Annotated in this window: 11 protein-coding genes and 2 pseudogenes; 5 read left to right on the top strand and 8 right to left on the bottom strand. The window is 53.0% G+C overall.

Annotation, left to right across the window (positions count from 1 at the left end):
* Window positions 1–9: 9 nt before the first annotated feature.
* Window positions 10–864, bottom strand: a complete 855-nt coding sequence (locus O3W44_RS13115) for an MIP/aquaporin family protein (RefSeq protein ID WP_269293404.1) — start codon at window positions 862–864, stop codon at window positions 10–12.
* Window positions 865–1,270: 406 nt separating this feature from the next.
* On the opposite strand from O3W44_RS13115, the gene zapB reads away from it, so the two are divergent.
* A complete protein-coding gene (gene zapB, locus O3W44_RS13120) occupies window positions 1,271–1,510 on the top strand; it encodes a cell division protein ZapB (RefSeq protein WP_269293405.1) in 240 nt (79 codons plus the stop codon).
* Between the two features lie 53 nt (window positions 1,511–1,563).
* Here zapB and rraA read toward each other — a convergent pair whose 3' ends face one another.
* The 3 genes from rraA to hslV form a co-directional block, all read right to left on the bottom strand.
* Window positions 1,564–2,049, bottom strand: coding sequence for a ribonuclease E activity regulator RraA (gene rraA / locus O3W44_RS13125; protein ID WP_269293406.1), 486 nt, complete (start codon window positions 2,047–2,049; stop codon window positions 1,564–1,566).
* Window positions 2,050–2,207: 158 nt separating this feature from the next.
* Window positions 2,208–3,545, bottom strand: coding sequence for an HslU--HslV peptidase ATPase subunit (gene hslU, locus O3W44_RS13130; protein WP_269293407.1), 1,338 nt, complete (start codon window positions 3,543–3,545; stop codon window positions 2,208–2,210).
* A 10-nt stretch (window positions 3,546–3,555) separates the two neighbouring features.
* Complete coding sequence (gene hslV, locus O3W44_RS13135) at window positions 3,556–4,086, bottom strand: ATP-dependent protease subunit HslV (RefSeq protein WP_269293408.1); 531 nt, start codon at window positions 4,084–4,086, stop codon at window positions 3,556–3,558.
* On the opposite strand from hslV, the gene O3W44_RS24985 reads away from it, so the two are divergent.
* Window positions 4,058–4,207 (top strand): hypothetical protein, encoded by a 150-nt coding sequence (locus O3W44_RS24985; protein ID WP_442954630.1) that lies wholly within the window; start codon window positions 4,058–4,060, stop codon window positions 4,205–4,207. The two genes, hslV and O3W44_RS24985, sit on opposite strands and share 29 nt — an antisense overlap.
* Here O3W44_RS24985 and ftsN read toward each other — a convergent pair.
* The 3 genes and pseudogenes from ftsN to priA all read right to left on the bottom strand — a co-directional run bounded on the left by ftsN (window position 4,175) and on the right by priA (window position 8,640).
* Window positions 4,175–5,088: pseudogene (gene ftsN / locus O3W44_RS13140) on the bottom strand (cell division protein FtsN). The gene O3W44_RS24985 and the pseudogene ftsN sit on opposite strands and share 33 nt — an antisense overlap.
* A 153-nt stretch (window positions 5,089–5,241) precedes the next feature.
* Window positions 5,242–6,279 (bottom strand): DNA-binding transcriptional regulator CytR, encoded by a 1,038-nt coding sequence (gene cytR, locus O3W44_RS13145; RefSeq protein WP_269293409.1) that lies wholly within the window; start codon window positions 6,277–6,279, stop codon window positions 5,242–5,244.
* Window positions 6,280–6,444: 165 nt separating this feature from the next.
* Window positions 6,445–8,640 carry a primosomal protein N' gene (priA, locus tag O3W44_RS13150; protein ID WP_269293410.1) on the bottom strand — a complete coding sequence of 732 codons (2,196 nt, stop codon included), beginning with the start codon at window positions 8,638–8,640 and terminating at the stop codon, window positions 6,445–6,447.
* Window positions 8,641–8,863: 223 nt separating this feature from the next.
* Here priA and rpmE point away from each other — a divergent pair, with 223 nt between their 5' ends.
* On the top strand, window positions 8,864–9,079 hold the full coding sequence (gene rpmE / locus O3W44_RS13155) for a 50S ribosomal protein L31 (RefSeq protein WP_193406097.1): 216 nt from the start codon (window positions 8,864–8,866) through the stop codon (window positions 9,077–9,079).
* A gap of 75 nt (window positions 9,080–9,154) precedes the next feature.
* On the opposite strand, the pseudogene metJ reads toward rpmE, so the two are convergent.
* Window positions 9,155–9,471: pseudogene (gene metJ, locus O3W44_RS13160) on the bottom strand (met regulon transcriptional regulator MetJ).
* 273 nt (window positions 9,472–9,744) lie between these two features.
* Between metJ and metB the strand changes: the two are divergent.
* Together metB and O3W44_RS13170 are read left to right on the top strand one after the other, a co-directional pair.
* Complete coding sequence (gene metB / locus O3W44_RS13165) at window positions 9,745–10,905, top strand: cystathionine gamma-synthase (RefSeq protein WP_269293412.1); 1,161 nt, start codon at window positions 9,745–9,747, stop codon at window positions 10,903–10,905.
* Between the two features lie 2 nt (window positions 10,906–10,907).
* Window positions 10,908–13,343, top strand: coding sequence for a bifunctional aspartate kinase/homoserine dehydrogenase II (locus O3W44_RS13170; RefSeq protein WP_269293413.1), 2,436 nt, complete (start codon window positions 10,908–10,910; stop codon window positions 13,341–13,343).
* Window positions 13,344–13,348 lie beyond the last annotated feature (5 nt).

Consider the following 13,348-nt stretch of genomic DNA (forward strand, 5'->3'; position numbering starts at 1 on the left):
AGGTGAAACTTACGCTTTACGCTGCTGAGCGCGGGCGACCGGTTTTTCTGTTGTCGTGCTGGCAATTTCTTTTGCTGCGCCAGGCAGATGGCGACCAATCAGGACGCGATAACCAAAGGCACCCAAACAAGCACCAACGATGGGGCCAAAGATCGGCACAAGGAAGTAGGGAATATCACGGCCACCCGTGAATGCCACGTTACCCCAGCCTGCCAGCCATGCGAAGATCTTCGGTCCGAAATCACGTGCCGGGTTAAGGGCGAAGCCGGTTAACGGGCCCATTGCGCCACCAATAACAGCGACCAACAGACCAATCAGCAGCGGTGCCAGCGGGCCACGCGGCAAACCGTTACCGTCGTCGGTCAGGCCCATAATGACGGCCATCAGAACGGCGGTAATCACCATCTCAACTAAAAACGCCTGACCCACACTGATGTGTGGATTCGGATAGGTTGAGAAGATGCCTGCTAAATCGAGGCTTTCGACACTGCCGCGCACCATCTGATGACTGGTTTCGTAATCGAAGAACAGGCTGTAGTACAAACCATACACCAGCGCCGCTGCACAAAATGCACCCGCAATCTGCGCCACAATATAGGGCACCACTTTGCGCCCTTCAAAGTTAGCAAACAGACAAAGCGCAAGCGTGATAGCAGGGTTAAGGTGCGCACCAGACACGCCAGCGGTGAGATACGCTGCCATGGAAACGCCTAAACCCCAAATAATACAGATTTCCCACTGACCGAATGCGGCACCGGCGAGCTTCAGCGCAGCGACACAGCCTGCACCGAAGAAAATAATCAAGCCGGTCCCAATAAATTCGGCAATACACTGGCCTTTGAGCGTGTTAGTTGTCTGACTCATAATGTTGTTCCTGAAGCGAGGTTAAATTTTATCAGTTTTTGTTCTCATTCCATGAGTCACCCACCTCTTATGTAGGGCTGTTGTAAATTTATCGTTAACGAACATAAACGAGAAATAGCGAACTTAATTTTTGTGTGCTGTGTCATAAAAATGCGCGTTTTCGCGTATTTTTGCTTTCTTTAAGCATCATTCGCGCATTCTTGAATGGTGAGCGCGATCGCGCAAAAACGCGTCAGCACGATTCTTAGGCATAGGCTGAAAAGTGTTACAGACTCAGCGTGGAAGGTCAGCGTTACTGGACTTGCGCGGTGAGGCTACATACAATCGGGAAATCGTTGCTGGCTGAAGCGCCGTGCGCTTAGCTGGCATCATCAACGCCTTGCAAGATTTAGGAGAGGTCAGAAAGATGTCATTTGAAGTGTTCGAGAAACTGGAAGCGAAAGTACAGCAGGCGATTGATACCATCACCCTGTTGCAGATGGAAATTGAAGAACTGAAAGAACAGAACAACAGCCTGCGTAACGACGCACAGCAAGCGGCGGGTAATCACGACGCGCTGATGCGTGAAAATCAGCATTTGAAAGAGGAGCAGCATGTCTGGCAAGAACGCCTGCGTGCGCTGCTGGGAAAAATGGAAGAGGTTTAAACCTCAGCTGATGCGAAAAACGGGTGCGCAGGCACCCGTTTTCGTTGGCAGACTTATTCGATGTCCAGCGGATCTTCTGACAAAATCATACCTGTATTGTCAGCATATAAGTGGTCACCCGAAAAGAAGGTCACACCACCGAAGTTAACGCGCACATCGCTTTCGCCAACGCCTTCACCCGCAGCACCAGCCGGAATCGCAGCGATGGCCTGAATGCCAATCTCCAGCTCTTCAAGCTCATCAACCTGACGTACCGAACCGTAAACCACGATACCTTCCCACTCGTTTTGCGCCGCCAGACGCGCAAGCTGCGCATCCACTAAGGCGCGACGCACTGAGCCACCGCCATCCACTAACAGCACACGACCCCGGCCATTCTCTTCCAGCAGATCGTAAAGTAAGCCGTTGTCTTCAAAACATTTCACTGTGGTAATCTGACCACCAAATGAGGTGCGTCCACCAAAGTTTGAAAAAAGCGGTTCAACAACGTTCACTTCTTCATGGTAGATGTCGCAGAGTTCAGAGGTATCGTATTTCATAAGGGTTTCGTCTGTTTGCCACAGGAGCGGTAAGTATATCGCTTTATGCGGATTGTTGGCAAAATCATCAACGGATAAAAAGGGCGATGCATCAGCAGCATGCAAATAAAAAAGCCCAACCAAATGGCTGGGCTTTGCGTAAACGCATGGAATACGAATCAGAGAATAAAGCGGCTCAGGTCTTCGTCAGCAACCAGCTGATCCAGATGTTTGCCAACGTAGTCGGCATCAATAATCACAGATTCACCGTGGCGATCGCTGGCATCATAAGAGATGTCTTCCATCAAACGCTCCAGTACGGTGTGCAGACGACGAGCACCGATGTTTTCGGTGGTCTCGTTAACCTGCCATGCGGCTTCAGCAATACGGCGAATACCGTCATCGGTAAAGTCGATGGTCACGCCTTCGGTATTCATCAACGCTTTGTACTGCACGGTAACCGAGGCATTGGGTTCGGTCAGGATGCGCTCGAAATCATTTACCGTCAGTGCCTGCAATTCAACACGAATTGGCAAGCGACCCTGCAATTCCGGGATCAGATCAGAGGGGCTGGCAACCTGGAACGCACCAGAAGCGATAAACAGAATGTGGTCGGTTTTGACCATGCCATGTTTGGTTGACACCGTGCAGCCTTCAACCAGCGGCAGCAAATCGCGCTGCACACCTTCACGTGACACGTCCGGACCGCCAGAAGACTGACCGCCGCGCTTACAAATTTTATCGATCTCATCAATAAACACGATACCGTGCTGCTCTACAGCTTCGATCGCGTCTTGCTTCAGTTCTTCCGGATTCACCAGCTTGGCCGCTTCTTCTTCCACCAGCAGCTTCATCGCTTCTTTAATCTTCAGCTTGCGTGGCTTCTGTTTTTGACCGCCCAGGTTCTGGAACATGGATTGCAACTGGCTGGTCATCTCTTCCATGCCAGGAGGCGCCATGATTTCAACACCCGGTGCTGTGGCCGCGAGATCAATTTCAATCTCTTTGTCATCCAGTTGACCTTCGCGCAGTTTCTTGCGGAAAGACTGACGTGCCGCAGAAGGCTCGTTGCTTTGCTCTGGCTGACCCCAGTTATTTTTTGCCGGTGGGATCAGGACATCCAGAATGCGTTCTTCCGCCATCTCTTCGGCACGGTACTTATTCTTTTCAATCGCCTGCATGCGTACCATTTTCACAGCAGCATCGGTCAGATCGCGAATGATAGAATCTACTTCTTTACCGACATAACCCACTTCGGTGAATTTGGTGGCTTCGACTTTAATGAACGGTGCGTTAGCCAGCTTGGCCAGACGACGGGCAATCTCGGTTTTACCTACACCGGTCGGGCCGATCATCAGAATATTTTTTGGCGTCACTTCATGGCGCAGCTCTTCGTCGAGCTGCATACGGCGCCAGCGGTTACGCAGCGCGATAGCCACGGCGCGCTTTGCGCTGTCCTGGCCGATAATAAAGCGATCAAGTTCGCTGACGATTTCGCGAGGAGTCATCTCAGACATGGTTAAATCCTTACGCCTTGGACGGTAATTCTTCGAAATTAACGTTGTGGTTAGTGTAGATGCAGATATCACCGGCGATATTCAGCGATTTCTCCACGATGTCGCGAGCACCCAGCTCGGTATTTTCCAGCAGCGCACGGGCAGCAGCCTGAGCAAAAGGGCCGCCTGAGCCGATGGCAATTAAATCGTTTTCGGGTTGGATCACATCGCCATTACCACTGATGATCAGCGACGCAGACTCATCAGCTACCGCCAGCAAAGCTTCCAGGCGGCGCAGCATACGATCGGTGCGCCAGTCTTTTGCCAGCTCAACGGCTGCTTTCACCAAATGGCCCTGGTGCATTTCAAGTTTACGTTCGAAGAGTTCAAACAGGGTAAAGGCATCTGCAGTACCGCCAGCGAAACCGGCGATAACTTTATCGTTGTACAGACGACGCACTTTTTTAACGTTGCCTTTCATTACGGTATTGCCGAGAGTAGCCTGGCCATCACCGCCAATCACTACCTGGCCGTTGCGTCGTACACTTACTATTGTTGTCACGGGCAGACCCCTTGTTGCAGTCGGAAAAAGCGCCGCGCACGAGGCGCGGCGTATCATGCAAACTGATATGGGGCGAGTTTGTCGGGTTTCAACCCCCGACGGCGAGCGGAATGCAGCTTGAGTGTCCTGAACTGCGTAAGCGTTTTAAGGTGCTGTCAGCCGTTGCACGATCTTTATACGGACCAATGACGACACGGTTCCAGCCGCCGCCCGTGGTGATGCGGCTTTCAAAGCCTTCAAAGGCTAAGCCCGCACGAACAGATTCAGCCTGATCGGTGCCTTTAAAGGAACCACATTGCACCATCCAACGCTGTGATGACGCTTTTTCAGATTTTGTCTTCGCTGTTTCTTGTGGCTTGGGTTGAGTGGCCGGTTCATGTGTTACAGGAGCAGGTTGCGTCTGGCGCTGAACATTTTGCTGTTGCTGCTGACGTTGCTGCTGTAACTGCTGCTGCTGACGTTGTTGTTGCAACTGCTGTTGACGCTGCTGCTGGGCCTGCTCCTGCTGACGCTGCATTTGCTGTAACTGCTGTTGATGCTGCAGCGTAACCTGGCGCTGTGCAGGCGTTTGCTCGTTCCACGGCACTTCGTTCAGCTGAGTTGGCTGCTGACGCATGTCTGCCTGCATCTGTTCCAGTAACTGACGTTGTTCATCTGTGAGCTGGGTTTGCGATTTCACTTCGCCACCCGCAGATGGTTCAATCGGCGTTGGCACTGTGACCTGACGATTTTCCAGCTCTTTGATGTATTTCCAACGCTCTTCCGGTTTCGGCGGTAAGCCATTGCCGTTGGCTTTATGATCCGTAATGACCGGCGCGTCTTCTTTTTATGATGCGCAAGGAACCATAAACCACCGGCAAAGGTCACCAACACCGCAACCGCCAGTCCAATCATTAATTTAGATATGCCCGAGCTACCTTTACTTTTTTTACCACGGCTGGGGCTTTTCTTGCGACGCGTCCCTGTTGAACGCCCGCGGCCTACATAATCTTTTTGTGCCACTCTCGTCCTGATACCCTTCAAAAATAGTGCCAAATGGGCGATTTTGTTGCTTTTAACCCGCCCGACAAGGAGTCCGCCATGTTACTTAAGGGTAGGAACTTTGACCAGCGGTGTTCGCCTTAAGAATCTACTGAAAATAGCCAGTGAATGCGCTTATTTTTCACGCTTTTTACCTGGTGCTGTGCTGCCACGTACTGCCAGCTCGGCCTCAAGCAAGCGTGAGCCATTGTTTACACGTTTACCCTGTAGCTCATCTAACAGCAACAGCATGGCCTCCCGGCCAATCTGATAACGCGGTTGTGTCACGGTGGTTAGCGGCGGCTCGCAGTAGCGTGCAAGCTCGATATCATCAAACCCCACGACGGACAGATCCTCCGGAACACGTAACCCCATGCGCTTTGCCTGATTTATCGCGCCGAGTGCCATGATATCGCTGTGGCAAAACAGTGCCTGCGGCGGTTGGGCCAGGGCCAGCAGTTGCTTCATCGCGGCCACGCCAGCTTCAAACGTGAAATCGCCGCGTACAATATAAGTTGGATCGACAGTTAATCCGTTGCGACGCATCGCTTGTACATAACCTTGTAAGCGGTACTGGCAAAGCGGCATGGTTTCGGGACCGGCAATGCAGGCGATCTGTTTATGACCCAACTGTAAGAGATGATTAACCGCATTGAAGGCAGCGGTCAGATTATCAATATGAACGGTAGGCAGTGACATTTCAGGCGCGAATTCATTTGCCATCACCATGGGCGGCAGGTTGCGCTGTTCATCCAGGCTCGCCTCAAATGGCAACTGAGAACCGAGCAGCACCATGCCGTCAATTTGCCGCGTCAGCATTAAATTCATAAAGGTTTTTTCTTGCTGATTTTGGTGGGCGCAATCGCCAATCAGCACCAGATAGCCTTCCTGCGCCGCCGTAACTTCGACGCCACGAATGATTTCGCTGAAAAAGGGATCGCAAATATCGGGCACAATCACCAGGATGGTTTGCGTTTCGCCGCGGCGTGTATTGCGCGTCGCACCATGCGCCGCATAGCCAACGGCAGTAACAGCCTGCTCAACTTTCTGACGGGTTGCGGCAGAGACTTTTTCCGGATTCATGAGCGCGCGCGAAACGGTAGCGGTCGATACGCCCGCTTTTTCCGCCACATCTTTCATCGTCGCGGCGGACGGTTGTTGATTCTGCTCCAACACTGTCTCCTGACGCGTTAAGCGCGTTCGAATGTTTGTTTTGTCTGGCTGAAAAAGCGAGCCGGGCAACATTGTTAACGATTGCCCGGCAAGGTTGTTACTTAATTTGCATAAAAATTGTGACTTATGCGACTTTTTTCGATCTGGCTCGCAGCCTGACGTGATTTAACTTTCGGTGGGGTCGATATCCAGCGTCCATTTCACTTTGCGCGCAGCCGGTAAGGTGGTTATCAGTGGCAAAGTGCTGCTCAGCAATTGCTGCAGGCGCTTACGTGAAGGGTGCTGAATTAAAAGCTGCCAGCGCCAGCGTCCACTGCGTTTTGGCTGTAACGCAGGCAGCGGACCCATTAGCCACATCGCTTTATCGTTAAGCGGGCTGGCTTCCAGCAAATTACGTAGCTGCTGTAAAAATTCGGCGGCTTGCTGGTTATCATGATCTTCAGCCCGAAACAGCGCGTGACTGGTCCAGGGAGGCAGAGAAACGGACTGGCGCTCCAGCAGCGTTTGCTGGGCAAAAGCAAAGTAACCCTGGTGCAATAAAATTTGCAGCAGGGGGTGTTCTGGATGGTGGGTTTGCAGCAATACTTCGCCCTGCTTACCGGCTCGTCCAGCGCGCCCGGCAACCTGCGTATAAAGCTGAGCGAACCGCTCAGCCGCACGGAAGTCAGCAGAGAACAGGGCGCCATCGACATCCAGCAACGCTACCAGCGTTACATCGGGAAAATGATGGCCTTTAGCCAGCATTTGTGTGCCGACCAGAATACGGGCTCCGCCGCGATGGACATCCGCCAGATGCTGTTCTAATGCGCCTTTTCGGCTGGTGGTATCGCGATCGATACGCGACACTGCAACGCCAGGAAACAGCGTGTCGAGCTGCTGTTCAAGCTGCTCAGTGCCGACGCCAACCGGCATCAGGTGGGTTGAACCGCACTGTGGACACTGATTGGGCAGCGGGCGCTGACTGTCGCAATGATGACAGCGCAGCTGGCGCTGATGCTGATGAAGCGTGTAGTAGCGATCGCAACGCTGACATTCCGCTATCCAGCCGCAGTCATGGCACAGCAGCGCAGGCGAAAAACCACGTCGGTTCAGAAACAGCAGCACCTGGTTATTGGCCTGTAAATGCTGTCGCATTTTACCCATCAGCGCCGGTGCAAGGCCGCCAGTCAGCTGTACGCCTTTTAAATCAATTAACTGTTGCAGCGCGGGTTTTGCATTTCCGGCGCGCTTAGTGAGATCGAGCTGACGATATTTACCATTGCGCACGTTTTGCAGCGTTTCCAGTGCAGGCGTCGCCGAACCCATGACGATGGGAATATCTTCTTCATGGGCTCGAAACACGGCCAGATCGCGCGCCTGATAGCGCCAGCCTTCTTGCTGTTTATAAGAGCTGTCATGCTCTTCATCAATAATGATCACGCCAGGCCGCGCCAGTGGAGTAAACAGCGCCGAGCGCGTACCGATGATGATCGCGGTTTCACCACGTCGCGCACGCAGCCACACCGCCAAACGTTCACTGTCGTTAAGTGCGGAGTGCAATACATCAATCGGCGCGTCAAAACGCTCGCGAAAGCGGGCAATGGTTTGGGGTGTTAAACCGATTTCAGGCACTAGCACCAGCGCCTGTTTGCCGCGTGCCAGCACATTTTCCAGTACGCTAAGATAGACTTCGGTTTTACCGGAGCCTGTTATACCTGCCAGCAGCCAGGCGGCGTAGTGCTCATCTTCGCCGCGTATCGCGCCGACCGCCATAGCCTGATCGGTATTCAGCCGCAGGCGTTCGCCCTTAACGGCAAAGCTCTCACGCCAGTCGTGCATCTGCGGTTGATGCTCATAAAGTTCACATAGCCCTTTCGCCCGCAGCGCCTGCATGGCTGCATCGGTTAAGTCATGTTCGCTTACCTGATGGCGATAAAGCGGCTTTTGACGTAAAGCCGCTAATGCCTGCTGCTGTTTTGGTGCACGCTTCAGGCTTTCTGGCGCGGTCGCCCGTCCCTGTTCGGTGATTTGCCACTGCCAGAGCGGGTTGTCTTGCGCGGGTTTGCCCTGACGTAGTAACACCGGCAGGGCATGACTCAACACGTCGCCCAGTGGAGAGTGATAATAATTCGCCGCCCAGTTAAGGATGCGCCACAGCGAGGAGGGAAACAGCGATTCGCTATCCAGCACTTCATCGACTTTTTTTAACTGCGCTTCGGGCAGATCGCTGGTTTCACGCAGGGCAACAACAATGCCAATCATTTTTCGATTGCCAAACGGCACGCTCACGCGGCCACCAATAACTGGCTGCGCGCCCTGTGGCTGCAGATAGTCAAACAGGCGGGGTAAAGGAACGGGCAGGGCAACCTGAACAACGGGCATAGCAATCTCTTTCCGGTTCAATAAGCGGGAAGTTAGTGTACACGCTGGTGCGTTGAGCGGATATATCAGCTTATATTTGCAGCAAGCTACAGATGTCTGTATACTATGCCGCCTTCGATGAGAAAAGTCTGGTCGAAGTTTACTTTAATGTTCAATCGCGTGTGGTGCTGTGCAGGTTTTATCCCTGGCACGGAGAGCGACACGGCCTTATATGAGGTTTTCCATGAAACAAGGTATTCACCCAAAATACGAAGCAGTGACCATCAACTGTACTTGCGGTAACGTGATTCATACGCGCTCTACGCTGACTCACGAACTGAACCTGGACGTATGTGGTCAGTGCCACCCGTTCTACACCGGTAAGCAGCGTGAAGTTGCAACTGGTGGCCGTGTTGACCGCTTCAACAAGCGTTTCAGCCTGCCAGGCAGCAAAAAATAAGATTACGGCATTCGAATCAGTCCGATTCGACGGCAACAAAAACCCAGCTTCGGCTGGGTTTTTGTTTCAGGCGACTCAGTATTCCCAGGTATCAGGATCGATGCCCATATCACGCATGATCTTTTCGCTTCCTCGGGAATTTCATCACTGCGTTCTTTACGCAGGTCAACATCGTCCGGCAGAGGTTGACCGGTAAAGGCGTGTAAAAAGGCTTCGCACAGCAGTTCGCTATTAGTGGCGTGGCGCAAATTATTTACCTGACGGCGGGTGCGCTCATCCGTTAAAATCTTTAGCACGCTCAACGGGATAGAAACCGTAATCTTTTTAACCTGCTCGCTCTTCTTACCGTGCTCAGCGTACGGGCTGATATATTCGCCGTTCCATTCAGCCATGGGTTACCTTAATCAATAAAAGTTAAATGTTAGGAAATCAGCGGATTATGCCTGATTTTTTTAATGCCTGGCCCCTTAAATGGCGGGTTTTCTCCGTTCAGTAATCTCTCGCAACAAAGTTGAACGTCAGGCGATGACGCGTAATTTTAGCGGGTATTGCGATTTTGCTCAATCTATACGCAAAGACATTTAGATGTCCAGATGTATTGACGTCTAATTACGGGGTGCTATCCTGTTGCCTCATTATTTCACTCTTCAGGAACAGTTAGCACCATGACGCGTAAACAGGCAACCATCGCAGTTCGCAGCGGTTTGAATGATGACGAGCAATATGGCTGCGTTGTCCCACCGATTCACCTCTCCAGCACCTATAACTTTTTAGACTTTAATGAGCCGCGCGCTCATGACTACTCACGTCGCGGCAACCCTACACGTGACGTAGTACAGCGCGCACTGGCTGAACTGGAAGGTGGCGCAGGTGCGGTATTAACCAATACCGGTATGTCGGCAATTCATTTAGTGACAACCGTGTTCCTGAAGCCTGGCGATCTGTTAGTGGCACCTCACGACTGCTATGGCGGCAGTTATCGCCTGTTTGACAGCCTGAGCAAGCGCGGCGCGTATCGGGTGAAATTTGTCGATCAGGGTGACAAAGCAGCGTTACAGGCTGCGCTCAATGAAAAGCCCAAACTGGTGTTAGTTGAAAGCCCAAGCAATCCGCTGCTGCGCGTAGTGGATATTGCGGCTATCTGTGAAGCCGCGCGTGAAGCTGGTGCCATTAGCGTGGTCGATAACACTTTTCTGAGCCCGGCGTTACAAAATCCGCTGGCGCTGGGCGCTGACCTGGTTATTCACTCTTGCACTAAATACCTCAACGGCCATTCAGACGTGGTTGCAGGAGCAGTGATAGCCAAAGATCCACAGCTGGCTACCGACCTTGCCTGGTGGGCAAACAATATTGGCGTAACCGGCGCCGCTTTTGACAGCTATTTATTACTGCGTGGCCTGCGTACTCTTGCTCCGCGCATGGCAGCCGCCCAGCGTAATGCTCTGGCGATTGTTGATTACCTGAAGCAACAGAAATTAGTGAAAAAGTTGTATCATCCTTCGCTGGCGGAAAATGCCGGTCACGAGTATGCGGTACGCCAGCAGCGTGGCTTTGGTGCCATGCTCAGTTTTGAGCTGGATGGCGATGAAGCGTTGCTGCGTCGCTTCCTGAAAGCATTGCAGCTCTTCACGCTGGCTGAATCACTCGGCGGCGTGGAAAGTTTAATTTCTCACACTGCCACCATGACGCACGCAGGCATGTCTGCCGAAGCGCGTGCCGCAGCAGGTATTTCCGAAACGCTGCTGCGTGTTTCGGTCGGCATTGAGGATCACGAAGATTTAATTGCCGATTTGGATAATGCATTCCGGATCGCAGCCGAGGGTTAAGCATGACGATTTCAGCAGGCGCGGGAACGCCGAACAGTAAGCAGTTGCACAAATTTGGTGGCAGTAGCCTGGCGGATGCGCGTTGTTATCAGCGCGTGGCCAGCATTATGGCGGATTACAGCCAGCCGGGCGATATGATGGTGGTCTCGGCCGCAGGTTCAACCACCAATCAGCTGATCAGTTGGCTGAAACTCAGCCACAGCGATCGGCTGTCGGCGCATCAGGTGCAACAGGCTTTACGGCGCTATCAAAGCGACCTGATCGCGGCTTTATTGCCTGCTGACATTGCCGAACCGATGATCGCTACGTTTATTCGCGATTTAGAAAAACTGGCTGCGCTACTGGATGGCACAATTACCGAGGCGGTATACGCCGAAGTCGTCGGGCATGGCGAAGTCTGGTCGGCACGTCTGATGGCGGCAGTATTAAGCCAGCGTGACATTGAGGCTTGCTGGCTGGACGCACGTGATTTCCTGCGTGCCGAACGCGCGGCACAGCCACAAGTTGATGAAGGAAAATCGTGGCCGCTACTGCAAACACTGCTGGCGCAACATCCGCATAAACGCATCGTTGTAACTGGATTTATCAGCCGCAACGAAGCGGGTGAAACGGTGCTGCTGGGCCGCAACGGTTCTGACTATTCCGCTACGCAGATTGGCGCGCTGGCAGGCGTCGGGCGTGTCACCATCTGGAGCGACGTTGCCGGGGTTTACAGTGCTGATCCACGCAAAGTTCCTGATGCCTGCCTGCTTCCGCTGCTGCGTCTCGACGAAGCCAGTGAACTGGCGCGTCTTGCTGCGCCAGTTTTACACACGCGCACGCTGCAACCCGTTTCGGGCAGTGATATTGATCTGCAATTACGCTGCAGTTACCAGCCGGAGCAAGGCTCTACACGTATTGAGCGCGTGCTGGCATCGGGAACCGGTGCGCGTATTGTCACCAGCCATGACGATGTCTGCCTGATTGAGATCCAGCTGCCAGAGCAACATGATTTTGCCCTCCTGCAGAAAGAGATCGATTTATTGCTCAAGCGGGCACAATTGCGTCCACTGGCCATCGGCGTACATCCCGACCGTTACTTGTTGCAACTCTGCTACACCTCGGAAGTGGTGAACAGCGCCTTCACGCTGTTACAGGACGCTGGCTTGCCGGGGCATCTGCAACTGCGTGACGGGCTGGCGCTGGTCGCGCTGGTGGGCGCTGGCGTCACCCGCAATCCACTGCATACGCACCGCTTCTGGCAGCAAATGAAAGATCAGCCGATAGAATTTATCTGGCAATCAGAAGATCACATCAGCGTTGTGGCGGTATTGCGTGTTGGCCCCACGCAGCATCTGGTGCAGGGTTTGCATCAATCCCTGTTTCGTGCAGAAAAGCGTATCGGGCTGATGCTGTTTGGTAAAGGTAATATCGGTTCACGCTGGCTTGAGCTGTTCGCACGCGAACACGAAACGCTTTCTGCACGCACGGGCTTTGAATTTATCCTGGCGGGTGTGGCAGACAGCCGTCGCAGCCTGCTGAGTTATGAAGGGCTGGACGCCAGCCGTGCGTTAGCCTTTTTTGATGATGAAGCGGAAGAGCGCGATGAAGAGTCGCTGTTCCTGTGGATGCGTGCGCATCCGTTTGATGATTTAGTCGTTCTGGATGTCACTGCCAGCACGCCGCTGGCGCAGCAATATCTTGATTTTGCCAGCCACGGTTTCCACGTCATCAGTGCAAATAAAGTGGCGGGCGCGTCAGACAGCCAAACCTGGCGTCAAATCCGTGATGCCTTTACTAAAACGGGACGTCACTGGCTCTATAACGCGACGGTGGGTGCAGGTTTACCGATTAACTATACGGTGCGCGATTTGCGCGACAGTGGCGATACCATTTTAGCTATTAGCGGTATCTTCTCTGGCACACTCTCATGGTTATTTTTGCAGTTTGACGGCTCGGTGCCCTTTACCGAGTTGGTGGATCAGGCGTGGCAACAGGGATTAACCGAGCCCGATCCGCGCGTTGACCTTTCTGGTCAGGATGTGATGCGCAAGCTGATAATCCTGGCGCGTGAAGCGGGTTACAACATCGAACCCGATCAGGTGCGTGTTGAGTCGCTGGTACCTGGCAACTGTGAAAATTGTTCAGTCGATCATTTCTTTGAAAACGGCGATGAATTGAATGAGCAGATGTTGCAGCGTTTTGAAGCGGCGCAGGAGATGGGTTTAGTGCTGCGCTACGTCGCGCGTTTTGATGCCAATGGCAAAGCGCGCGTGGGTGTGGAAGCAGTACGTCCGGCTCATCCTCTGGCCTCGCTGCTGCCGTGCGATAATGTTTTTGCGATTGAAAGCCGCTGGTATCGTGATAACCCATTGGTGATCCGCGGGCCTGGCGCGGGGCGTGATGTCACCGCTGGGGCGATTCAGTCAGATATTAATCGTCTCGCTCAACTGCTTTAGTTAGT

This window comes from Pantoea sp. LMR881 (genome assembly GCF_027157825.1).
Taxonomy (GTDB): domain Bacteria; phylum Pseudomonadota; class Gammaproteobacteria; order Enterobacterales; family Enterobacteriaceae; genus Pantoea; species Pantoea haifensis.

Bases quoted from the DNA above. Each gene is read 5' to 3' on its own strand.
- O3W44_RS13115 (WP_269293404.1), bottom strand. From the start codon at position 864: ATGAGTCAGACAACTAACACGCTCAAAGGCCAGTGTATTGCCGAATTT.
- zapB (WP_269293405.1), top strand. From the start codon at position 1,271: ATGTCATTTGAAGTGTTCGAGAAACTGGAAGCGAAAGTACAGCAGGCG.
- rraA (WP_269293406.1), bottom strand. From the start codon at position 2,049: ATGAAATACGATACCTCTGAACTCTGCGACATCTACCATGAAGAAGTG.
- hslU (WP_269293407.1), bottom strand. From the start codon at position 3,545: ATGTCTGAGATGACTCCTCGCGAAATCGTCAGCGAACTTGATCGCTTT.
- priA (WP_269293410.1), bottom strand. From the start codon at position 8,640: ATGCCCGTTGTTCAGGTTGCCCTGCCCGTTCCTTTACCCCGCCTGTTT.
- rpmE (WP_193406097.1), top strand. From the start codon at position 8,864: ATGAAACAAGGTATTCACCCAAAATACGAAGCAGTGACCATCAACTGT.
- metB (WP_269293412.1), top strand. From the start codon at position 9,745: ATGACGCGTAAACAGGCAACCATCGCAGTTCGCAGCGGTTTGAATGAT.
- O3W44_RS13170 (WP_269293413.1), top strand. From the start codon at position 10,908: ATGACGATTTCAGCAGGCGCGGGAACGCCGAACAGTAAGCAGTTGCAC.